Source organism: Cellulomonas sp. P1_G12_2 (genome assembly GCF_056405535.1).
In genome coordinates this window covers 458,142-478,444 of record NZ_JBFUBX010000001.1, presented here as the reverse complement: position 1 = coordinate 478,444, position 20,303 = coordinate 458,142, and the positions used below count along the sequence as shown (strand labels likewise).

General features: G+C 73.2%; 22 protein-coding genes. 11 read left to right on the top strand and 11 right to left on the bottom strand.

What is annotated here, in order from left to right:
- Positions 1–2: 2 nt before the first annotated feature.
- Positions 3–950: a prephenate dehydratase gene (gene pheA, locus AC1DXT_RS02390; RefSeq protein ID WP_477059773.1), complete on the bottom strand. Its 948-nt coding sequence runs from the start codon at positions 948–950 to the stop codon at positions 3–5.
- 90 nt (positions 951–1,040) lie between these two features.
- On the opposite strand from pheA, the gene AC1DXT_RS02385 reads away from it, so the two are divergent.
- Complete coding sequence (locus AC1DXT_RS02385; RefSeq protein ID WP_477059772.1) at positions 1,041–3,341, top strand: hypothetical protein; 2,301 nt, start codon at positions 1,041–1,043, stop codon at positions 3,339–3,341.
- Here AC1DXT_RS02385 and AC1DXT_RS02380 read toward each other — a convergent pair.
- Together AC1DXT_RS02380 and AC1DXT_RS02375 are read right to left on the bottom strand one after the other, a co-directional pair.
- On the bottom strand, positions 3,338–4,246 hold the full coding sequence (locus AC1DXT_RS02380; RefSeq protein WP_477059771.1) for a glycosyltransferase family 2 protein: 909 nt from the start codon (positions 4,244–4,246) through the stop codon (positions 3,338–3,340). The genes AC1DXT_RS02385 and AC1DXT_RS02380 overlap by 4 nt on opposite strands.
- Before the next feature lie 36 nt (positions 4,247–4,282).
- A complete protein-coding gene (locus tag AC1DXT_RS02375; protein WP_477059770.1) occupies positions 4,283–5,107 on the bottom strand; it encodes a DUF5926 family protein in 825 nt (274 codons plus the stop codon).
- A gap of 70 nt (positions 5,108–5,177) precedes the next feature.
- Between AC1DXT_RS02375 and pgm the strand changes: the two genes are divergently transcribed.
- Positions 5,178–6,851: a phosphoglucomutase (alpha-D-glucose-1,6-bisphosphate-dependent) gene (gene pgm / locus AC1DXT_RS02370; RefSeq protein ID WP_477059769.1), complete on the top strand. Its 1,674-nt coding sequence runs from the start codon at positions 5,178–5,180 to the stop codon at positions 6,849–6,851.
- Between the two features lie 4 nt (positions 6,852–6,855).
- Here pgm and AC1DXT_RS02365 read toward each other — a convergent pair whose 3' ends face one another.
- The gene (locus AC1DXT_RS02365; protein ID WP_477059768.1) at positions 6,856–7,152 is read right to left on the bottom strand and encodes a GNAT family N-acetyltransferase; all 297 of its coding nucleotides are present in this window, start codon (positions 7,150–7,152) and stop codon (positions 6,856–6,858) included.
- 58 nt (positions 7,153–7,210) lie between these two features.
- Between AC1DXT_RS02365 and AC1DXT_RS02360 the strand changes: the two genes are divergently transcribed.
- From AC1DXT_RS02360 to AC1DXT_RS02350, 3 genes are all read left to right on the top strand, one after another.
- On the top strand, positions 7,211–8,524 hold the full coding sequence (locus AC1DXT_RS02360; protein ID WP_477059767.1) for an MFS transporter: 1,314 nt from the start codon (positions 7,211–7,213) through the stop codon (positions 8,522–8,524).
- On the top strand, positions 8,521–9,489 hold the full coding sequence (locus AC1DXT_RS02355) for a phosphotransferase family protein (protein ID WP_477059766.1): 969 nt from the start codon (positions 8,521–8,523) through the stop codon (positions 9,487–9,489). The genes AC1DXT_RS02360 and AC1DXT_RS02355 overlap by 4 nt, the downstream gene beginning before the upstream one ends.
- A gap of 72 nt (positions 9,490–9,561) precedes the next feature.
- A complete protein-coding gene (locus AC1DXT_RS02350; protein ID WP_477059765.1) occupies positions 9,562–10,398 on the top strand; it encodes a hypothetical protein in 837 nt (278 codons plus the stop codon).
- A gap of 53 nt (positions 10,399–10,451) precedes the next feature.
- Here AC1DXT_RS02350 and AC1DXT_RS02345 read toward each other — a convergent pair whose 3' ends face one another.
- Positions 10,452–11,735, bottom strand: coding sequence for an MFS transporter (locus tag AC1DXT_RS02345; protein WP_477059764.1), 1,284 nt, complete (start codon positions 11,733–11,735; stop codon positions 10,452–10,454).
- 171 nt (positions 11,736–11,906) lie between these two features.
- Here AC1DXT_RS02345 and AC1DXT_RS02340 point away from each other — a divergent pair, with 171 nt between their 5' ends.
- Positions 11,907–12,386 carry a gluconokinase gene (locus AC1DXT_RS02340; protein ID WP_477060799.1) on the top strand — a complete coding sequence of 160 codons (480 nt, stop codon included), beginning with the start codon at positions 11,907–11,909 and terminating at the stop codon, positions 12,384–12,386.
- 124 nt (positions 12,387–12,510) lie between these two features.
- On the opposite strand, the gene AC1DXT_RS02335 is transcribed toward AC1DXT_RS02340, so the two are convergent.
- The 3 genes from AC1DXT_RS02335 to AC1DXT_RS02325 are packed head-to-tail and all read right to left on the bottom strand — an operon-like array spanning position 12,511 to position 14,190.
- Positions 12,511–13,338, bottom strand: coding sequence for an ArsR/SmtB family transcription factor (locus AC1DXT_RS02335; protein WP_477059763.1), 828 nt, complete (start codon positions 13,336–13,338; stop codon positions 12,511–12,513).
- Between the two features lie 40 nt (positions 13,339–13,378).
- Positions 13,379–13,870, bottom strand: a complete 492-nt coding sequence (locus tag AC1DXT_RS02330; protein ID WP_477059762.1) for a DUF427 domain-containing protein — start codon at positions 13,868–13,870, stop codon at positions 13,379–13,381.
- The gene (locus AC1DXT_RS02325) at positions 13,867–14,190 is read right to left on the bottom strand and encodes a YtxH domain-containing protein (protein ID WP_477059761.1); all 324 of its coding nucleotides are present in this window, start codon (positions 14,188–14,190) and stop codon (positions 13,867–13,869) included. Before AC1DXT_RS02325 ends, AC1DXT_RS02330 begins: the two co-directional genes overlap by 4 nt.
- Positions 14,191–14,358: 168 nt before the next feature.
- Between AC1DXT_RS02325 and AC1DXT_RS02320 the strand changes: the two genes are divergently transcribed.
- Positions 14,359–14,937: a hypothetical protein gene (locus AC1DXT_RS02320; protein ID WP_477059760.1), complete on the top strand. Its 579-nt coding sequence runs from the start codon at positions 14,359–14,361 to the stop codon at positions 14,935–14,937.
- 9 nt (positions 14,938–14,946) lie between these two features.
- On the opposite strand, the gene AC1DXT_RS02315 is transcribed toward AC1DXT_RS02320, so the two are convergent.
- Positions 14,947–15,783 (bottom strand): TetR/AcrR family transcriptional regulator, encoded by an 837-nt coding sequence (locus tag AC1DXT_RS02315; protein WP_477059759.1) that lies wholly within the window; start codon positions 15,781–15,783, stop codon positions 14,947–14,949.
- A gap of 50 nt (positions 15,784–15,833) precedes the next feature.
- Here AC1DXT_RS02315 and AC1DXT_RS02310 point away from each other — a divergent pair, with 50 nt between their 5' ends.
- The 3 genes from AC1DXT_RS02310 (at position 15,834) to fucO (ending at position 18,037) form a co-directional block, all read left to right on the top strand.
- Positions 15,834–16,301 (top strand): hypothetical protein, encoded by a 468-nt coding sequence (locus AC1DXT_RS02310; protein ID WP_477059758.1) that lies wholly within the window; start codon positions 15,834–15,836, stop codon positions 16,299–16,301.
- Position 16,302: 1 nt separating this feature from the next.
- A complete protein-coding gene (locus AC1DXT_RS02305; RefSeq protein ID WP_477059757.1) occupies positions 16,303–16,779 on the top strand; it encodes a flavodoxin family protein in 477 nt (158 codons plus the stop codon).
- Between the two features lie 106 nt (positions 16,780–16,885).
- Positions 16,886–18,037: a lactaldehyde reductase gene (fucO, locus tag AC1DXT_RS02300; RefSeq protein ID WP_477059756.1), complete on the top strand. Its 1,152-nt coding sequence runs from the start codon at positions 16,886–16,888 to the stop codon at positions 18,035–18,037.
- Between the two features lie 39 nt (positions 18,038–18,076).
- Here the strand turns inward: fucO and AC1DXT_RS02295 are convergent, their stop codons facing one another.
- Together AC1DXT_RS02295 and AC1DXT_RS02290 are read right to left on the bottom strand one after the other, a co-directional pair.
- The gene (locus tag AC1DXT_RS02295) at positions 18,077–18,487 is read right to left on the bottom strand and encodes a ScoMcrA-related endonuclease (RefSeq protein ID WP_477059755.1); all 411 of its coding nucleotides are present in this window, start codon (positions 18,485–18,487) and stop codon (positions 18,077–18,079) included.
- Positions 18,488–18,502: 15 nt separating this feature from the next.
- Entirely contained in the window at positions 18,503–19,426 is a 924-nt protein-coding gene (locus AC1DXT_RS02290; protein ID WP_477059754.1) for a pseudouridine synthase, read from the bottom strand.
- Positions 19,427–19,697: 271 nt separating this feature from the next.
- Between AC1DXT_RS02290 and AC1DXT_RS02285 the strand changes: the two genes are divergently transcribed.
- Complete coding sequence (locus AC1DXT_RS02285) at positions 19,698–20,303, top strand: PilZ domain-containing protein (RefSeq protein WP_477059753.1); 606 nt, start codon at positions 19,698–19,700, stop codon at positions 20,301–20,303.

Genomic DNA, 20,303 nt, shown 5'->3' with positions numbered 1-20,303 from the left:
CCTCAGGTCGCCGAGCCGCTCCGGAGCGCCTGCAGCCAGGTGCGCGCGCCGACGAAGTCGGTGTCCGCGGTGCCCACGTGCACGGTCGGCTCGACGGCGTCGGCCCGCGGGTAGGAGCCGAGGAACCGCACGTACGGGCAGCGGCGGTGCAGGCCCATGACGGCCTCGCCGACGCGCTCGTCGGTGATGTGCCCCTCGGCGTCGAGCGAGAACGAGTAGCGGCCGAGGGCGTCACCGATGGGTCGGGACTCGATCCGGGAGAGGTTCACGCCCCGCACCGCGAACTGCTCCAGCATGGCGAGCAGCGCACCGGCCTCGTTGTCGGGCAGGTGGACCACGAGCGTCGTCTTGTCCGCGCCGGTGGGCGGCGGCACCGCGCCGGGGTGGCCGACGACGACGAACCGGGTCTGCGCGGAGACGTTGTCCGCGACGTCCTCGGCCAGCGGGACCAGGCCGTAGGAGTCGACCGCAGCAGGCGGCACCAGCGCGGCGTCGAAGCCCAGCTCGGCCCCACCCGCCGCGATGAGCGCCGCGGGAGCCGTGTTGGACGTCGCGGGCACATGCACCACGGACGGCAGGTGGTGCGCCAGCCAGCGCCGGCACTGCACCCACGCGTGCGGGTGGGCGGAGATGCGTCGCACGTCCTGGAGCCGCACGCCGGGCGCAGCGGCCAGCGTGAACTGCACCGGCACCAGCATCTCGCGCACGATCACCAGCGGGTCGCCGCCCGCGAGGCTGTCGAGCGTCGCGGTGACACCGCCCTCGACGGTGCTCTCGATGGCCACCACCGCGAAGTCGGCGTCGCCCGTCCGGACGGCCTCGATGGCCGACGACACGTCGGACACCGGGAGGTCGACGCACACGCCCACGGGCGCGACCTGGCGCAACGCGGCCTCGGTGAACGTGCCGGCCGGACCCAGGTAGGCGTACCGCGGTAGCCCCTCGGACATGGCGTCCCTCCCGTGCAGATGATGTGCACGCTGCACGGATACCCCGCAGCGCCGCCGGGGTCGAGGGTAGTGCGCCCGTACGCTGGAACGGTGCTGACCCCTGCCCGCCCGCGCGCGTCCCTGCTCCGCGGCGCGGTGCTCACCCTGGTGCTGAGCCTGGCGGGCATCCTCCTGGCGACCCCTGCACAGGCGGCGGACGAACCTCCGGTGCTCCTCGTCGGCATGACCGGTGTGCGCTGGGACGACGTCACCACCCTGACCACGCCCGCCCTGTGGAGCATGTCCCGGGAGGGCTCGATCGGTCTGGTCGCCGCACGGAGCGTGGCCTCCCGGTCCTGCCCCGCGGACGGCTGGCTGGCGGTCTCCACCGGGACCCGCGCCGCCGACCTGCGAGCCGACGACGGCACGTGCCGCACCCTGCGCGACCCCGGTGAGAGTGGCGAGGTGCCGGGCTGGGACGACTACGTCGCGGCGGCCGACGCCGAGTCGTACGGAGCCACCCCCGGGCTGTTCGGCGACATGCTCGCCGAGGCCGGTTCAGCCGTCACCGGGATCGGTCCCGGTGCGGCGATCGCGCTCGCGGACACCGGCGGCATCCCGGTGGGCACCTACGAGACCCTCCCGATCAACACCCTCGGCCTGACCCGCGTGGTGCGCGACGCCCTCGACGCGTCGCAGCTGGTGGTCGTCGACGCCGGCTCGTTGCGTGACCCCGGGTACGCCACGACGGCCCGGCCCAGCACCCCGCAACCCACCGAGACCTCCCCGGGGGACGTCCTCGAGGAGCCGACCCCGCCCGAGGTCTCCACGCCCGACGCGATCACCGAGCCGTCCCGGGCGCTCCAGGCGCAGGTCATCGACGCCCGGATCGGTGCCGCCATCGCCGGCGCCCAACGCTCGGGCGCGACCGTCCTGGTGGTCTCGCTCGCCGACTCCGGCCGCACCGCGCTCCAGCTCGCTGCCGCCACCGGACTCGCCCCGAACGGCGAGGAGTACGCCGACAGCCTGCTGACCTCGGGCTCCACCCGGCAGGCGGGCGTGCTCCAGACCGTCGACGTGACGCCGACGCTGCTGGCCGGGATCGGGCTGGACAACAGTGCCGCGGCCCTCAGCGGAGCGGAGATCCTGCCCGGCCCGCCGACGTCCGCCGCGACCGCCCGCGTCGCGCACCTGCTGGACGTCCAGCGCCACGCCACCATGGTCACGCGGGTGAGCGGCGCGTACTCGACCCGCCTGGTGCTCATCCAGGCGGTCCTGTTCATCGCCGCCGCGATCATCCTCACCCGCACCGGCCGCTCCGACCGCGCGCCCCTCCGACCCGCGCTGCGCGTGCTGCAGGTCTCCGCGCTGGCCCTGGCCGCCGCGCCGGTGGCCTCGTTCCTCACGAACACCGTCCCGTGGTGGCGCTCGAGCATGCCGGTCACCGCGTTCTGGTGGGTGCTGCTCGGCTGGATCGCCGTCATCACCGTCGTCGCCCTGGTGGGACCGTGGCGGCGCAACCTGCTGGGCCCCGCGGGGCTCGTCGCGGGCGTCACGGTGGCCGTGCTGGTGGTGGACGCCTGCACCGGCTCCACGTTGGTGATCGACTCCCCGATGGGCGCCCACCGCCTCCTCGCGGCCCGGTTCTACGGGATGAGCAACCAGGCGTTCGCGCTCCTGACGGCGGCCGGCCTGCTGCTCGCGGTCGCCATCGCGGACCCGCTGCTGCGGCGCGGTCGGCGGGGGCTCGCGACGGCCGTCGTCGCCGGGCTCGGCCTGCTGCTCGTGGTCGTCGACGGCGCCCCGGGTCTGGGCAGCGACTTCGGCGGCCCGCCCGCCCTGATCCTCGCGTTCGCGATGCTGACCATCGTGGTGAGCGGCCGCAAGGTCAGCTGGAAGTGGATCGGGCTGATCGCGCTGGTCGGCGTCGTGGTGGTCGGCGGGTTCGCGGTGCTCGACTGGATGCGCCCGGCGGCCGACCGCACGCACCTGGGCCGGTTCTTCGCCACCGTGCTCGACGGCGGCCTGTGGGATGTCGTCGGCCGCAAGATCGCGGTGAACCTGCGCGTGCTGACGTCGTGGCGGTACCTCGTCACCGCGATCGGCGGCATCGCGCTCACGTGGCTCGTCGTCGTGGGCGGCCGTCCGCGGCGCGGCGAGCTGATGGGCACCGGCAGCCCTCTGGCCGGACTGACCCGCGCGGTTCCCCTGCTCCGGCCCGCGTTCGCGGCGATCGCCGCTGCCCTGACGGTCGGCTTCCTCATGAACGACTCGGGCATCGTGGTCCCGGCGACGGGCATCGCGGTCGCGGTCCCGTGCCTGGTCGCAGCAGCCGCGCAGTGGCGGCTCGGGGCACCGGACGGGGAGCTGGCCCCCGCGGAGCCCGTGAAGGAGCCTGCGCGCGCCGACTAGCGGTGCGTCTGTGGCGGCTTCTGCGCGGGCGCCACGCTGCGCTTCACGGCCCCGGCGGCGCGGCGCACACGGCGTGCGTTGACCGCCAGCTGCACGTCCCGGTACTGCGCCGCGCGGTGCAGCTGGCCCTTCAGGTCGGTCCCGGACGGCCGGTGCCGCAGGTCGCAGGGGACCTCGACGACGCGGAACCCGCGACGCAGCAGGTCGATGGTCATGCCGGTCTCGACGCCCCAGCCGTGGGCCAGCGGGGTGGCGGCCTCGAACGCCGCGCGCGTCAGGCAGCGCATGCCCGAGAGCGGCTGGGTCGGGGTCCAGCCGGTCATCGAGGCGATCGCGCGGCGGGCGGCGCCGACGACGATGCCCCGGCCACCGGCACCGGGCTGCGGCGGGATCAGCGCGATGGAGAGGTCGGCGTGCCCCTCGAATACCGGCGGCACCAGTGGGGCGGTGTTGACCGCGGTCTCGCCCAGGTCGCCGTCGATGAACAGCAGGATGCGCGGCTGGCGGTCGGGGGCGTCGCGCATGGCGACGACAGCGGCACCCGTCTCCATCGCGGCTGCCTTGCCGCGGTTGTGCGAGTGCCGGACCACCACAGCACCGGCCTCGCGGGCCACGTGCTGCGTGTCGTCCTCCGAGCCGTCGTCGACCACGAGCACGAGGTCCACGTGCGGGATCGCGCGCGCCGAGCGGACCGTCGCCGCGATGCGCCGGGACTCGTCCTTCGCGGGGATGATCACGGCGACCCGCTGGCGGGCCTTGTGGACGGCCGCCTTCCGCTCGTCGACGGCTGCCTTGCGCGCCGCTGCGGGCGAGTCCGGCACCGGCGCGGCCACCCCGTCGGCGGTGGGGTCCGCAGGGGCCGTCGTCGCCTGGTCGTCGGCGGCCTTGCCGCCCGTGCGCGTCACGTCCGCAACCCTATCTATCCGAGCGGACCCTGCCCGTCAGCGCAGGGTGACCTGGCGGGCCACCAGCCCGGCTCGGGCACGACGCTCGTTGGCGTCGAGCGGCGAGGTGTCCGCGAGCGCGGCCTCGAACGCGGGCACGAAGTCGGCCAGCGGCTTCTCGATGTCCTCGGCCTCCGACCCCTTCGCCAGCTCCCACACCGGGACGACAAGACCGGCCGAGCGGAAGTAGCCGACGAACTTGGCGCCCTCGAACCCGGACGCACGCTTGGCGTGCAGACGCGCGAGGCCGTCGAGCACCACCTGCTCCTCGTGCGGCTGCGCCCAGCGCAGGAACTCGCGAGCGCCCATCCGGCACCAGTAGGCGGCGTCGGCAGCCTCGAGCTTGACCGTGTCGATGATGCCGCCGTCGGCCTCCTCGATCGCGGCCTGCAGGTCCGGGGTGCGCTCGGTGTCCGGGGCCAGCCAGTACGCGAACGAGTCCTGGACCGTGACCTCGAACGGCACGCTCAGGTCGAGCACGTCCTGCAGGCGCGGGCCCGGCTCCGGCAGCCCGATGGTCTCGACCGCGGTGCCGGCCTCGACCTCGATGGCCTCGAGCAGCGCGTGCGCCAGGTCGCGGCTGACGTCGTTGGAGCTGCTGGTGGTCTGCAGCGCCAGCAGGATCACGCCGTCGGCGCGGTGCAGCGCGGGCCAGCTCGTCGGGAGCACCGTGGTGACCAGCACGTCGTGCGAGCCGTACTGCGTGGTGGTGCGGGCGGTCGCGGTCGCGGCCGGGACGAGCTCCTTGAGCGCCACCCAGTCGGGCTCACCGGGGAGCCCCTCGAACGGGCGCAGCACGAAGTCGGACGAGTTCTTGGCCATGCCGGAAAGGCTACCGGTCGGTGCGGGCCGGGGTGTGCGGGACCCCGGGGCGTAGGGGAGGATCAGGGACATGGACCCGCGCGCCGGAACACCTGCCCAGCCGTCCGACCTCGTCGATCTGGATGCCCTGACCGGCGCCTACTACGACCGCGAACCCGACCTGGACGACCCCGCGCAGCGCGTGGTGTTCGGCACCAGCGGTCACCGGGGATCGGCCCTGGACTCGGCGTTCAACGAGGCCCACATCGTGGCGATCACCGCCGCGATCGTCGAGTACCGGCGGTCCCAGGGCACCGACGGTCCCCTGTTCATCGGCCGGGACACCCACGCGCTGTCCGACCCCGCCTGGCGCTCGGCGCTCGAGGTCCTGGCGGCGGCGGACGTCGAGGTGCACGTGGACGCGCGCGACTCGTGGACGCCCACCCCGGGCGTCTCGCACGCGATCCTGCGGCACAACGGCGCCGGCAGCTCCGAGGGCGTGCGCACGCAGGGACCGGGCCTGGCCGACGGCATCGTCGTGACCCCGTCGCACAACCCGCCGCGCGACGGCGGCTTCAAGTACAACCCGCCGGACGGTGGGCCCGCGGGGTCCGAGGCCACCGGCTGGATCGCCGACCGCGCCAACGCGATCCTGGCGTCCGGGTGGAAGAACATCCCGCGCGTGAGCGCCGAGGCTGCGCTGGCGGCGGACACGACCCTGAAGCACGACTACCTGTCCTCCTACGTGGCGGACCTGGCCAACGTGATCGACATCGAGGCCATCCGGGCGGCCGGGGTGCGGATCGGTGCGGACCCGCTCGGCGGCGCGTCGGTCGAGTACTGGGGCGAGATCGGCGAGTACTACGGGCTCGACCTCACGGTGGTGAACCCGACGGTCGACCCGCAGTGGGGGTTCATGACCCTCGACTGGGACGGCAAGATCCGGATGGACTGCTCGTCGCCGTACGCGATGGCCTCGCTGGTCAGCCGCATGGCGGGCGACCCGGCGCCGTTCGACATCGCGACCGGCAACGACGCCGACTCCGACCGGCACGGCATCGTCACGCCGGACGGGCTGATGAACCCGAACCACTACCTCGCGGTCGCGATCTCCTACCTGTACGGCGGCGCACGCCCGGGCTGGCCGGACGGGACCGCGATCGGCAAGACGCTCGTCTCCTCGAGCCTCATCGACCGGGTCGCCGCCAAGCTGGGCCGGCGCCTGCTCGAGGTGCCGGTCGGGTTCAAGTGGTTCGTGCCCGGACTCGTGGACGGGTCGGTCGGGTTCGGCGGCGAGGAGTCCGCCGGGGCGTCGTTCCTGCGCAAGGACGGCACCGTGTGGACCACCGACAAGGACGGCATCCTGCCCGCGCTGCTGGCCTCCGAGATCCTGGCGACCACCGGGAAGTCGCCGTCGGTGCACCACCGCGAGCTCGTCGCCGAGTTCGGGGAGAGCTGGTACGCCCGGGTCGACGCGGCGGCCAGCCGTGAGGAGAAGGCCACGCTGGCCAAGCTCACCCCGGAGCAGGTCACGGCGACGACGCTGGCGGGCGAGGCGATCACTGCGCGGCTGACCGAGGCACCCGGGAACGGCGCGTCGATCGGCGGGCTGAAGGTCACCACGGAGAACGCCTGGTTCGCCGCCCGGCCGTCCGGCACCGAGGACGTGTACAAGATCTACGCCGAGTCGTTCGTGTCCGCGGAGCACCTGGCGCAGGTGCAGGCGGAGGCGAAGGACGTGGTCTCGGCGGCGCTGGGCTCCTAGCGCCTCAGTGCTGCGGCGCCCGCACCAGGTCCTGGTAGTCGGGGTGCCGGCCGATCCACGCCTTCACGTACGGGCAGAACGCCACGACGTCCCGGCCGCTGGCCCGGACCGCGTCGAGGGCGGCCTGCACGAGCGTGGACGCGATGCCCTGACCCTCGAACGCCGGGTCCACCTCGGTGTGCGTGAACACGACCGTGGTACCGATCGTGTCGTACACCGTGAACCCGAGGAGCTCCCCGTCGGGGCTGCGCGCCTCGAACCGGTGCTCGTCGGGTGCGTCGCTGACCTGCACGTCCGTCATGCCATGAATGGTGAGGCACGACGCGCCGTCGCGATAGACCTGGTGACAGACTGAGGCGGTGCTCCAGCCCTACCGCGACGTGCTGACGCGCCCGGGGGCTCTGGCCTTCTCCGGCGCCGGTGTGCTCGCCCGACTGCCCATGTCCATGGTCGGCATCGGCATCGTCCTCATGATCTCCACGGTGTACGGCTCCTACGGTCTGGCCGGTCGCGTCTCCGCGGTCTACGTCGTGGCGCAGGCGCTGTGCTCGCCGCAGCTGGCGCGGCTCGTGGACCGGCACGGGCAGTCGCGGATCATGCGGCCCGCCGTGGCGATCGCGGCCGTGGGGCTCGTCGGGGTGGTCGTCGCCGCGTCGCAGGAGGCCCACGAGGCGTGGCTGTACGCCGCCGCGGTGGTCACCGGCGCGGGGATCGGGTCGTTCGGGTCGCTGGTCCGGGCGCGCTGGGCCCGCGTGCTCGGGGCCGACCCGCACCGGATGCACACGGCGTACTCGCTGGAGTCCGCGCTCGACGAGCTCGTGTTCATCGTGGGCCCGGTGCTCGCCACCGTGCTCGCGACGGGGGTCGCCCCCGCGGCCGGACTCGTCGTCCCGCTGGTCGCCATGCTCGTCGGCGGCTACTGGTTCCTCTCCCTGCACAGCACCGAGCCGCCGCCCGCCCCGGTCGGTAGCCCGCGGCCGAAGGGCTCCGTGCTGCGCAAGCCGGGCATGGTCGTCCTGGCGATCGTGTTCGTCGCGATGGGCTCGATCTTCGGCGCCACCGACGTGTCCACCGTGGCGTTCGCGGAGGAGTCCGGCTCCAAGGGGTCCGCGGGGATCATCCTGGCGATCTTCGCGCTCGGGTCGCTCATCTCCGGGCTGCTCTACGGCACCCGCGTGTGGAAGCGGCCCCTGTACCTGCGGTTCGCCACCGGCATGGTCGCCCTGGCGGTCGGCGTCTGCTTCTTCTTCCTCGTGCAGTCGCTCGTCGCTCTGGCCGCGGTCATGTTCGTCGCCGGGTTCGCCATCGCACCCACGCTGATCAACGGCAACGGGCTGGTACAGGACCTGGTCCCGCGCGAACGGCTGACCGAGGGGCTGACGTGGGTGGGCACGTCGCTCGGCGTCGGGGTGTCGGTCGGGTCGTCGGTGGCGGGCGCGCAGATCGACGCCGCCGGGTCGCACGCCGGGTTCCTGGTGGTCGTCGTCTCCGCAGGCCTCGCGGTCGTGGCCACGCTCGCGGCGCTGCGGACGCTGCGCGGCGACGCCGGCGATCACGTGCACGACTCCGTGGAGGCCGGGTCGCCCTCGTCGACCGGCGGTGCGGCCGTGGCGGCGTGCGAGGTCGCCGAGTCCGTCGAGCCGGCGCGCTCGGTCGGTACCCTCGACGCGTGAATGATGCTCTGACCTCGCTCGTCGCCCCGCTCGGACCTCTCGCGGACGTCGAGCTCCTCACCGGAGGACAGTTCGCGACCACGTACCGGGTCACCCTCGCCGGCGGCGCACGCGTCGTCGTGAAGACCGCGCCGGTCGGCACGGACGGGCTGCTGACCTACGAGCACGACCTGCTGCGCGCCGAGGCGCTGGTCTACGGTCTCGCCGCCGACCGGCCCGCCCTGCTCATGCCGCAGGTGCTGCACACGGACTTCTCCCGGACGCTGCTGCCCAGCGACGCGCTCGTGGTCAGCCACCTGCCGGGGGTGCCGTGGGTCGACGCGGGCTTCGGACCGGCGTCGTCGGACCCCCGGACCGCGCGCGCGGAGCGGGAGACCGGTGCGGTCCTGGCGGCGCTGCACGCGATCGAGGGGCCGGCGTACGGCTACCCGTGCGGGCGGCGGGAGGCCACCTGGTCCGAGTCGTTCACGGGCATGGTCGACGAGCTCCTGGCCGACGCCGAGACCTGGTCGGTCGCGGTGCCCGCCGGCGAGGTCCGCGCGGTCCTCGAGAAGCACCGGCACGTGCTCGACGACGTGGTCCGTCCGTCGCTGGTGCACACCGACCTCTGGGCCGGGAACGTGTTTGTCGACCCGGACACCGGCGCGGTGGTCGGGGTGATCGACCCGGAGCGCGCGTTCTGGGGCGACCCGCTGGCCGACCTGGTGGGCATCGACCCCATGGGCCGTGAGCCCGGGACGCCCGCGCTGCTCGACGGCTACGGTCCGCTGGACGTCGAGAGCCCGTCGGCGCGCGTGCGCCTCGACCTGTACCGGATGCGCCTGTGCCTGGTCATGATGATCGAGATCACGCCCCGGAAGTTCGAGGGCGACTGGGTGGAGCCGCACCGCACGGCGGTCACGGCGAACCTGCACGCGGCGCTCGCGTCCCTCCACGGACAGGCTCCCTCTCGGCCGACCGGGTGACGTCACGCTCGTCGTCACCGGTCGGACGAGATGACGACGTGGGCGCCCCCGCGGGTAGGTGAGGATGGGCGGATGCTCCCGCTCCGCCTCGCCGGTCCGGCCCGCGGTGCCGCCGCCGCCCTCGCGATCGTCGTCCTCGCCGGCTGCTCCGCGGAGGACGGCGCCGACCCGGCGGCGTCCCCGTCGGCCTCCTCGACCCCCACGCGCGCACCGCTGACGTTCGAGCAGGCGACGGCCGCGCTCACCGCGACGCTCCTGCCCACCGCGACCGTGCAGCGCTGCGACGAGTACCAGCCGGGCTCTCCCGAGGCGCAGGAGTACCTCGACCAGCTCGCCGCGGAGCTCGCTTCCACGCAGGACGAGGAGGCCGCGGTCCCCCTGCCGAGCCCGGGCTTGCCCCAGTGCGGCAACCCGGCCCTCGGCGACCTGCGGGCAGCGTCCCTCGCGGGCCACGCGTTCGCCGTGGGCGACCCGGTCGCGCTGCCCTTCGCCGGCGGCGCGAGCCGGGCGATCGAGGTCTACGAAATGCGCGACGCGGACACGGCGCAGACCGCCGTCGCGACGGAGGCCGCGGACCTCGACGGCTGGGCCGCCGACAAGGAGACGCCCCGGGTGGACAACGCAGACGGCACCTACATGCCGCGGACCGTCATCTCCGAGGCAGGCGTGGAGGAGGTGGACCTGCCCGGGTGGACGGCGTGGGTGCTCTCGCGCGACGAGGCGTCGTTCCAGGACGACGGCAGTGTCGCCGCCGACCCCTACTCCGCGGCGCACCTCTGGGCGACGCGCGACGGCCTCGTCGTCCGCGTGCAGGTCGTCGGCGACACACCCGGCCAGGCTGTCGCGACGGCCCTCGACACGGCCACCCGGTACGTCACGTCCCTCGACCCGACGGGCGCCACCGACTGACGACCACGCCCGGCCGTGCGCGGTCGCCGGCTCGGGCCGGAACATGCCGCGCCCTAGGGCACCGGGTGGCGGGCGTCGTAGTCCCAGAACGAGCGCTGCGCCCGCACGAGCACCCAGAGGAGCACCACGCACAGGCAGCCGCCGATCACCGCGGCCCACCCCTCGCCGACCGTCGACGCCGCCCCGCCGAGCAGCGCCTCGCCCAGCCGGGGTCCGCCCGCGACGACGACGATGAACACGCCCTGCAGGCGGCCGCGCATGTCGTCGGGTGTCGCCGTCTGCAGGATGGTCTGCCGGAACACCGAGCTGATCGCGTCGGCCGCCCCGGCGACCACGAGCATGAGCACCGCGATCGCGAGCGCGAGCCAGAGCACCTGGTCCGGGTGCGACTGCCCCGCCAGGACGAGGACCAGCCCGAACCCGGCGATCGCGAGCCCCCAGACCGTGATGGCCACCGCGATGATCCGGCCCTGCCAGCGGATCCGGGTCAGCCCGCCGGAGAACAGCCCCGCCAGCCCGACGCCGACCGCCGCCGACGCGGCCATGACCCCGGTGGTCGTCGCGCCGCCGCCCAGGTAGACCAGGCCGATCGCCGGGAACAGCACGCGCGGCGACGACGTGATCATGGCGACCAGGTCCACGGCGAACGTCATCCGCACGTTCTTCTGGGTGCCCAGGTACCGGAACCCGTCGATCACCGAGGCCAGCCCCGCGCGCTCCCGGCGGTTCTCCGAGTGCTCCGGGGGCTGCGCCGGCAGCCGGAACAGTGCGAGGAGCGCGGCCGTGAACAGGAGCGCATCGAGCGTGTAGGCGACGCCGTAGTCGAACGCGGCGACGAGGAACGCGCCCAGCAGAGGGCCGACCGTGAACGCGACGCTGAACCCGAGCGTCTGCAGGGCGTTCGCCGCGGGCAGGAGCGTCGGGTCCAGGAGCCGCGGGATGATCGCCGACCTCGCCGGCTGGTTCACCGCGAACGCCCCCGACTGCACCGCGACCAGCGCGAAGAGCACCCACACCTGCTCGTTGCCGAGCCACGCCTGCACGGCCAGCCCGATGGTCACGCCCCACGCCACGAACGACGCGATCAGAGCGACCTTGCGGCGGTCGTAGTGGTCGGAGATCGCGCCGCCGTACAGCCCGAAGAAGACCAGCGGCACGAGCGCGCAGAGGCCGAGGATGCCGACCGACGCCGTCGACCGGGTGAGCGCGTACACCTGCAGCCCGACCGCGACCACCGTCAGCTGCGCCCCGAGGTTGGAGATCGACAGCCCCCACCACAGCCGCCGGAACGCCGGACTGACACGCAGGGGTGTCGTGTCGACGACGAGCGAGGGCATCGGGCGAGTTTAGTTGCCCGAGGAGACGCGCTCCCCACCTGCGCGAGCTCGGCAGTTTCCGCCGAGTTCGGTAGTTGCAGCTACCGAGCTCGGCGGAAAGTCACGAACTCGAGCCCGCGCGGGCGTGCGAGGCTGTCGCCCGTGAGCAGCCAGCCCGAGCACCTCGTCGTGATGGGCGTGTCCGGTACGGGCAAGTCGACCACCGCGCTCCTGCTCGCCGAGCGCCTCGGCCGGCCGCTGATCGAGGGCGACGACCTGCATCCCCCGGCCAACGTGGAGGCCATGCGCGCTGGCCGGGCGCTCACCGACGACGACCGCGGTCCGTGGCTGCGCGCCATCCGGGACGCGATGACGGCCGCCGGCGGACCGACCGTCGTGACCTGCTCATCGCTGCGCCGGTCCTACCGCGACGTCCTGCGCACCGCCCAGGGCCGCGTGCGGTTCGTGCACCTGGTGGTCCCGCCCGACGAGCTCGCCCGCCGACTCACGGAGCGGACGGGCCACTTCATGCCGGCCACTCTCCTGGCCAGCCAGCTGGCGACCCTCGAGCCGCTGGCCGCCGACGAGGACGGGGTCGACGTTCCGGTCGCCGGCCCGCCGGAGTCGGTCGCCGAGGAAGCCCTCCGCCTGCTGGCCCTCGCGCACCCTTGACCCGGCCGCGAGATCGTGGGTCCGGCACGAGATCGCGAGTGCGCACCCACGAACCGGCGCCGAACCCACGAGATCGAGAGCGACGACGGGCCGGCCGCCGCGGCGACCGGCCCGTGCGACAGCCTCAGGACTCCAGCGACGCGCCCGTCTCCAGGAGCGTCTTGAGGTCCGACAGGATCTGCGGCCAGCCGCCGCCGAACTGCGGCAGGTCGCCGGAGATGAGTGCCGCGGTGCGCGGGGCGTCGGTCACGTCGTGGACCAGGGTCAGCTGCGTGACGCCCTCGCCGCGGGGCTCGAGCTCGTAGGTGAGCCGCGTGAACCCCTCCGCGCGGGCCTCGTCGTCCCACAGGGTGCGCCAGGTGAGCACCAGGCGGGAGTTCTCCACGACCTCGACCACCTCGCCGTCGAGGATCGGCTGGTCGGCGGGGGTGCCGTAGGCGACCATGTCCGCCGACGGGAGCGTGGTGAACGCGCCGCCGGGCGTGAGGTCGAACGTCGAGGGGCTCTTGTAGCCGTAGCGGGCGTTCCACTCCGGCGAGGTGATGGCCTTCCACACGGTGGCGGCGTCGGCCTTGATCCAGATGCGGTTGACGAGGACGGTCGTGGTGGCCGTGTCGGTCTGGGTGGACATGGTGGTCTCCAGGGCTGATTTGAGGTCGGTCAGCGCGTGCAGGCGCTCGGCACCGAGCACGTCGTACTTGTCGATCCACCGTTCGTGGATCAGCTGGATCGGGACGGCGTTGAGGAAGTGGAGCTTCTCCCGGCCCGATCGGCGCGTGACGACGAGGCCCGCCTCCTCGAGCACCTTGAGGTGCTTCATGACCCCGAACCGGGTCATCTCGAGGTCCTGCTCCAGCTCCGTCAGCGTGCGGCCGTCACGCGTGTAGAGCTGGTCGAGCAGGTGGCGACGGGTGGCGTCCGCAAGTGCCTTGAACACCAGGTCCTCGTCCATGCCGACGACGATAGGTGACCAATTAGTCACATGTCAACGACTACCAGCCGCGACTTCCCGGAGACCCCTTGAACGGTCCGACGACGCGCGAGGTGATCCAGCCGCCGTAGAAGCCCCCGGCCTGCGGCTCGACGAGCTCGCCGTCCACCGTGCAGGTCAGGTCGGTCGCGTACAGGGCCACCCGGTCGACGAGCGACTCGTACCCCGGCAGCGGCGCCGGGTAGGTCCAGCCGACGCGCGACAGCAGACGCCCCCCGACCCGCAGGGACACGTACGACGCCACACCCTTGAACTCGCACACCGACGAGCCGACCGCCGGCTCCAGCACCCCCGGCTCGAACGCGTCGAACGGCAGGTAGTACACCGGCGGGTGGCTGGTCTCGAGCACGCGGACCGCGTCGGTGGTGGTCGCGACCGGGACGCCGTCCAGCGTCACGACCACCCGCTCGGACGTGGGCTCGGCCCGGGGCGGCCGCGGGTAGTCCCAGACGGACTCCTGACCGGGAGCCGCCGGCAGCGGGGTAGGGCTCACCGCTGCCCGGGGTTGGCGTCGTCCGCGTCCATCAACGGCTGGACCACGGTCGGCGACGAGTCGTCGGTCGGGTACTTCGTGGTGGACGACGAGACCGCGCTCTTGGCCGTGTCGACCGCCTTCTCCCACACGGCGGCGCCCTGCTTCTTGGCGAACGCGGTCGCCTGCGCCTCGTACTCCTGCACGTAATCCTGCACGCGCGGGTCGTGCCAGACGTCCCCCGCCCAGACCTTCATCTTCTCCAGCTGGCGGCGCCCGGACGGCGTACCGAGCAGGTACCCCGCGGAGACGCCGGCGACGAACACCACTCGCTTGATCATGCGTAGTCCTCCCGAACTCGGCTGAGTGTCCGAGCGTAGGCACGGTTCCGCGTCGACGCGCGGCGGACGGCGAGCGGCAGGAGGTCGGCCGGACGGGTGAGAAGGCTTCGATCCGGCCGTGACCACCCGCGCGCGCCCGTACGCTCTCCCCCGATTCGAGGGGGATCCATGCGCAGCACGACCATCGGCGCCATCGTCGCCGGCACTCTCCTCGTGGCCAGCGGTGCCACGGTGACCGCACTCCTGGTTCGCGACGAGCCGGGTACGAACCCTGCCCTGTGGACGACCGAGACGCTGACCGCCGACGGAGCACAGGCCCTGCCGCACCCGCTGCACGTCACCCCGGCGGACTGCCCCGGCTTCTCGCTGTCGTCCCCGGTGCCCGAGGAGAGTCGCAACGTGCCCGGATCGGGGTCGTACACGGTGACGCTCGCCCCCGAGCACCACGCGTTCTTGGTGTGCCTCGGTTCCACCGAGGCGGTCGGCGGGCCACGCGATGCGGTCGCCGACCAGATCGGCATCGTCGAGGACGTGACCAGCTTCAACCCCGCGCTGGTGAGCACGCCGTTCGGCGAGGCGGTCCGCGTGGACCGCGCGTTCGGCCCGGACGCCGTTCCTCGGCTCACGGACTGGCTGGTCGATCACGGCGGCTACACCTACGCGTTCGGCTACCTCCACCCGACCGAGGCCGCGCAGTACTACGAGACCGTCGAGGCGATGATCGCGTCTGTCGTCTGGGACCAGTAGCCACACCGGTCAGTGCGCACGGAGCCGCCGGGCCTCGTCCTCGAGGTCGAACGAGCGCGCGATCGCGGTCTCCACCCGGTCGTCATCCCACCCCACGTCGGGGTCCGGCTCGAGGTAGGACAGCACGGTCGCGACGACCGCGTACGACTCGGTGGTCCACGGCGACTCGGTGGTCGACCCGAGCGCCCGCATGAGCCGCGGTGGTCGTGGCGGGACGATGGCGGCGCGGGCGACGAGACCGCTCATCAGCGCCCCCGTCGCCTCGGCCATGAGCGTGAACCCGGTGCCGGGGTCGAGCCACGGGACGAGCCGGTAGCCCACCACGTCCGGGAGCCGCGCGTACACACGCGCGCGGCGGTCGGTGAAGGCCCGCTCGGAGCTGGCGAGCTCGGCGGCTACGGCGTCGCGCAGGTCGCCGGGGGGCAGGCTCGAGCAGGTGGCCCGCAGCGCCAGGTGGTCCCGCCACGCGGTCGAGCCGGCGATGCGGCCGAAGTCGCTCTCGGTGGCCACCCGCAGGCTCTCGACCACGAGCGTCCGCCTGCCCTCGGGCGTGGCCAGCACGTCGCGGTGCTCGACGACGAGGTCGCGGACCGCCGCGATGTCCGCGTCGGACTCGGGTTCCAGCTCCGCGTTGCGCACCACGCGCAGGAGGACCTGCTGGAGGAAGTCGGCCTTCGTCGGCCAGTGCCGGTACGCGGTGGCCCGCGAGACGCCGGACGCCGTGATCGCCTCCTCGAGGCTGATGTGGTCGAGGCCGACCGTGAGCCCGCGTTGCCGGATCAGCTCGACCGCGGCGTCGATCACCCGGGATCCGGCGCTCCCGGTCCGTTGACTCGTCTGAGACATGATGTCTATTCTGCATGAGACATCATGTCTCATCGAGTCGGGAGCCCCCCGTGCCAGCTCATGCCCTCCTCGGCCTGGTCGCTCTGCTGCTGTCCGTGCTGGCGGCGCTGACCGCCCTCGTCTACGTCGGGGTTGCCCGCACCCGGCACGCGATGCGCTGGCCCGTCGTCGTCCTCGGCGTCCTGGCACTGACGGCCATCGGTTTCGCAGGCGAGGCGGGCAAGACGCTGCTGACCGCCGTCGAGTCCCTGGGCTCCGCCGACGAGGTGCTGGCCGCGCAGGCGCACGGCCACGGCTCCGACGCCCTGACCACGTCGGTGTTCCTCCTGGTCGCGTCGACGCTGGCCACGGTCTGGGGACCGTTGCGCCCGACGCAGCCCGCCGGAGGCACCGCGGCACGCTGGTGGGCCGCGGTCGTCGGCGTGCTCGCCGTGACGACGCTGGTCTCGGCGGTGGTCGTGCTCGGGCACGCGCTCGAGGCCGTCACCGCCGGCAACCCGGCGTGGCAGGTGGGCTGACGTGCGCGTCCTGATCGTCGTCGAGTCGCTGTTCGGGAACACCCACGCCATCGCCCAGGCGGTCGCCGACCGGCTGCAGGAGGACGGCGCCGAGGTGAGGCTGGTCGACGCCACGTCCGCCGCCCCGAACCTCGACGGTGCCGATCTCGTCCTGGCGGGCGCGCCGACGCACAACCTCGGCCTACCGACCGAGAAGTCGCGCGCGTCGGCCGTCGACCGCGGCGCGCAGCCCGTGAGCTCCGGCCTGCGCGAGTGGATCGGAGCCCTGGAGGCGTCGAGCACGCCGGTCGTCACGTTCGCGACCAGGGTCCAGGGCCGGTTCTCCGGCTCCGCCAGCAAGGCGGCCGTGAAGCTCCTGCGGCGCCGCGGGATCGATGCTCGGCAGGGCACCGACTTCGTCGTCGCCGGCACCACCGGGCCGCTGACCGAGGGCGAGACCGCCCGCGCCCGGGAGTGGGCCGGCACCCTGCACGGCTGACGCAGACCAGGACCTTGTGCCCTGCCCGACGGCGGAGCGTGCGCGCTTGGATGGGTCCTGAATCGATTCACGGCGTCATCGACGACGCCACGAAGGAGGCTGCACGATGTCGCACCGCATGATCTGGAACCAGACGGCGTACTTCGGCCCCGGCTCGATCGAGGTCGTCCCCGACGAGCTGACCCGGCGCGGGTTCACCAAGGCTTTCGTCGTGTCCGACGCGGTCCTCGTCGAGACGGGCGTGACCGCGCGCGTCACCGAACTGCTCGACACCGCCGGCTTCCCGTACGAGGTCTACAGCGACGTCCAGGCGAACCCCACGATCGAGAACGTGCAGGCCGGCGTGGCAGCCTTTGCCGCCGCGGGCGCGGACGTGCTCGTCGCGATCGGTGGCGGCTCACCCCAGGACACGTGCAAGGCGATCGGGATCATCTCCGCCAACCCCGAGTTCGCCGACGTCCGCTCGCTCGAGGGCGTCGCCCCGACCACGCACCCCTCCGTCCCGATCGTCGCGATCCCCACGACGGCCGGCACCGCGTCCGAGACGACGATCAACTACGTCCTCACCGACGTCGAGCGGCAGCGGAAGTTCGTCTGCGTGGACCCTCACGACATCCCCGTGCTGGCCGTCGTCGACCCGCAGATGATGTCCACCGCCCCGCGCTCCCTCAAGGTCGCCACGGGGCTCGACGCCCTGACGCACGCGATCGAGGGCTACATCACGCAGGGCGCGTGGGAGCTGTCCGACCTGTTCCACCTCAAGGCCATCCAGGTCATCGCCACGTCCCTGCAGGCTGCCGCGGACGGCGACGAGGCCGCGGCCGAGCGGATGGCGCTCGGGCAGTACGTGGCCGGCATGGGCTACTCGAACGTCGGCCTCGGCCTGGTGCACGCCATGGCGCACCCGCTCGGCGCGTTCTACTCGGCCCCGCACGGCGTGGCCAACGGGATCCTGCTCGCGCCGGTCATGGCGTTCAACGCGTCGGCCAGCGGGGAGAAGTACCGCGACATCGCCGCCGCGTTCGGGGTCGCCGACGCCCAGACGATGCCCCTCGACGACGCCCGCACGGCCGCGGTCGCCGCCGTCGCCGCCCTCACCCGTCAGCTGGGGAACCCGACCGCCCTTCGCGAGGTCGGCGCCACCGAGACCGACGTCGCCGCGCTGGCGAAGGCGGCGTTCGAGGACGTCTGCGCCGGCGGCAACCCGCGCGAGGCGTCCGTGGCGGACATCGAGGAGCTGTACCGCTCGCTGCTGTGACGGACAGGCTGGCGGCTCGTCCCGAGGCCGGGCGAGCCGTCAGCCGCAGTCGTCGCAGATGCCGGTCGCGGGGAGGGCCATCGCGCACGTGGGGCAGATCGCCGCCACGCGCTCGGGTGCTGCGGGGGCGCGTCGGACGGCCGGCGCGCGCCGTACCGGGGCGACGGGCGCACGGCGCGCGGTCGCCGGCTCGGTCACCTCGAACCCGCGCTTGCGCAGGACCGCCGAGCCGCCCGTGCCGACCTCGTCGGCGCTCGCGAGCCGGCCCGTCGCGTACCGGTGCGCGACCCCGAGGATCGCGGTCGAGTCGTAGCTGCGGCCCTCGTGCACGAGCGGGTACCCGCCCGGGGCGAAGCCGTAGACGCCGAGGAAGTCGTCGCCGCCGCGCGAGTCGTACTCGGCGATGGCCTGGAGGATGTGCTGCCGGGTGACGGCGGAGAACGTGGCCACGAGGACGAGGGTACGTCAGCCCTCCGCGGTCAGCGGGAGCCGCCGGACGCTCCGGAACCGTCGCGGGGTGCCGTCGACCGGGTCGGTGAACGCGAGCTCCCCGGCGAGCAGCTGCAGCGGGCGGGTGAAGTCGTCGACGTCGACCTCGCGCACCACCGGGTACAGCGGGTCGTCGACGATCGGGATGCCGAGACCGTGCAGGTGCACCCGGAGCTGGTGGGTGCGGCCCGTCCGCGGCGTCAGCCGGTAGACCCCGCGGCCGTCCACCTCCGACTCGAGCTCGACGAGCGTCTCCGCGTTCACCGGGGCACCGGGCACCACCTCCGCCTGCCAGGCGCCCCGCTCCTTGTGCAGGTGGTTGCGGACGACGACGGGGAGGACCAGGTCCTCGCGCAGCGGCGCCAGCGCCCAGTACGTCTTGTCCACGGCACGGTGCTCGAACAGGGTCTGATACGGCCCGCGCCACCGCGGTTCCGTGGCCAGCATGAGCAGGCCGGACGTCACACGGTCCAGGCGGTGCAACGGAGACAGGTCCGGCAGCCCGAGCTCGTCGCGCAGGCGGACGACCACGCTCTGGCGCACGTGGCGGCCCCGCGGGATCGAGGACAGGAACGCGGGCTTGTCGACGACCACCAGGCGCTCGTCGCGGTGGACCATGTGGATCGGCGCGGACACCTCGGGCTCGTCGCGCAGGTCGCGGTGGAACCACACGAACTGGTGCGGCGCGTAGGGGTCGTCCGCGCGCACCGGCCGGCCGGCCTCGTCGACGAAGCGCTGCCCGTCGAGCATCTGCGACACGTCGACGTGCTCGGGCAGCCGGTCCCGGAGCCAGGCGCCCATGGTGGGCCACTCGTCCGCGCGGGAGCGGTCGCGATCAGGCGTCCGCAGCCAGGCGGCGCTGAGGCCGTGGCGTGCCGGCAGCGGCGATCTGGGTGGCACCTGCCGATGCTACGGGCTACGTCGCGACGGCCTGGATCCCACCCGGGCCGGCGGTTCCGGTCCGCCGAGTCGGGACGCGCTCCCCGCTTTCACGGCTTTTCGCGCCAGATGCCGCTGTCAGTTCCGAGGAACACACCCGTCATCACTCGTTCGCCGCGCCGCTTGTCCGCATCCGAACTCATACCCCAGCCGTCACGCACCGATCAGAGATGCGGGGGCACGTCTCGCCGCGCGGCTACGGCGACCTCGACCGAACGGACCGGACCGGACCATGCACCACCTCGCGCACTGCTCCCTCTCGGCCGAGGGGCGCGTGCTCGACGGCTTCGTCATCTCCTGCGCGGACGGGACCCTGATGATGCGCACCGAGCCCGGGGCCGGAGGCGGGACATTCCGTGCCGGTGACGACGTCCAGGTCCTGGTCCTCGACGACGTGCGCGGCGAGGTCAGGTACAACGGCTGGGTCGCGAAGGTCCGCGCCACGTCGGTGCAGATCGCGGACCTCGAGCTCACGTCCACCCTGCAGAAGCGGAGGGTCGCTCGCGTCAGGATCGCGCAGACCTGCACGGGCGTCGTGACGTCGCCGGAGGGCGACACCCGGTCCCTGACGTTCGTCGTGCTCGACATCAGCGCGCACGGGATGCGCATCTCCACGATGGCCGAGCTCGCGGAGCGGGATCGGATCGCGTTCCGGTTCCCGGCCCGCGACCGCGTGGTGTCCCTCGACGCGGAAGTGCTGCGGTCACACCGGACCGACGGCCGGTCGACCCACTGCGGCTGCCGCTTCGTCGGTCTCGTCGAGCGAGATCTGGACACCCTGTTCCGGTACGTGCTGCAGACGCAGGGCAAGCAACGGCGCACCCGCCTGCGCGCCTGA

Excerpts from the sequence above, each read along its gene's own strand:
- pheA (WP_477059773.1), bottom strand. The coding sequence starts at position 950 with ATGTCCGAGGGGCTACCGCGGTACGCCTACCTGGGTCCGGCCGGCACG.
- AC1DXT_RS02375 (WP_477059770.1), bottom strand. The coding sequence starts at position 5,107 with ATGGCCAAGAACTCGTCCGACTTCGTGCTGCGCCCGTTCGAGGGGCTC.
- pgm (WP_477059769.1), top strand. The coding sequence starts at position 5,178 with ATGGACCCGCGCGCCGGAACACCTGCCCAGCCGTCCGACCTCGTCGAT.
- AC1DXT_RS02365 (WP_477059768.1), bottom strand. The coding sequence starts at position 7,152 with ATGACGGACGTGCAGGTCAGCGACGCACCCGACGAGCACCGGTTCGAG.
- AC1DXT_RS02350 (WP_477059765.1), top strand. The coding sequence starts at position 9,562 with ATGCTCCCGCTCCGCCTCGCCGGTCCGGCCCGCGGTGCCGCCGCCGCC.
- AC1DXT_RS02345 (WP_477059764.1), bottom strand. The coding sequence starts at position 11,735 with ATGCCCTCGCTCGTCGTCGACACGACACCCCTGCGTGTCAGTCCGGCG.
- AC1DXT_RS02340 (WP_477060799.1), top strand. The coding sequence starts at position 11,907 with ATGGGCGTGTCCGGTACGGGCAAGTCGACCACCGCGCTCCTGCTCGCC.
- AC1DXT_RS02335 (WP_477059763.1), bottom strand. The coding sequence starts at position 13,338 with ATGGACGAGGACCTGGTGTTCAAGGCACTTGCGGACGCCACCCGTCGC.
- AC1DXT_RS02325 (WP_477059761.1), bottom strand. The coding sequence starts at position 14,190 with ATGATCAAGCGAGTGGTGTTCGTCGCCGGCGTCTCCGCGGGGTACCTG.
- AC1DXT_RS02320 (WP_477059760.1), top strand. The coding sequence starts at position 14,359 with ATGCGCAGCACGACCATCGGCGCCATCGTCGCCGGCACTCTCCTCGTG.
- AC1DXT_RS02315 (WP_477059759.1), bottom strand. The coding sequence starts at position 15,783 with ATGTCTCAGACGAGTCAACGGACCGGGAGCGCCGGATCCCGGGTGATC.
- fucO (WP_477059756.1), top strand. The coding sequence starts at position 16,886 with ATGTCGCACCGCATGATCTGGAACCAGACGGCGTACTTCGGCCCCGGC.
- AC1DXT_RS02285 (WP_477059753.1), top strand. The coding sequence starts at position 19,698 with ATGCACCACCTCGCGCACTGCTCCCTCTCGGCCGAGGGGCGCGTGCTC.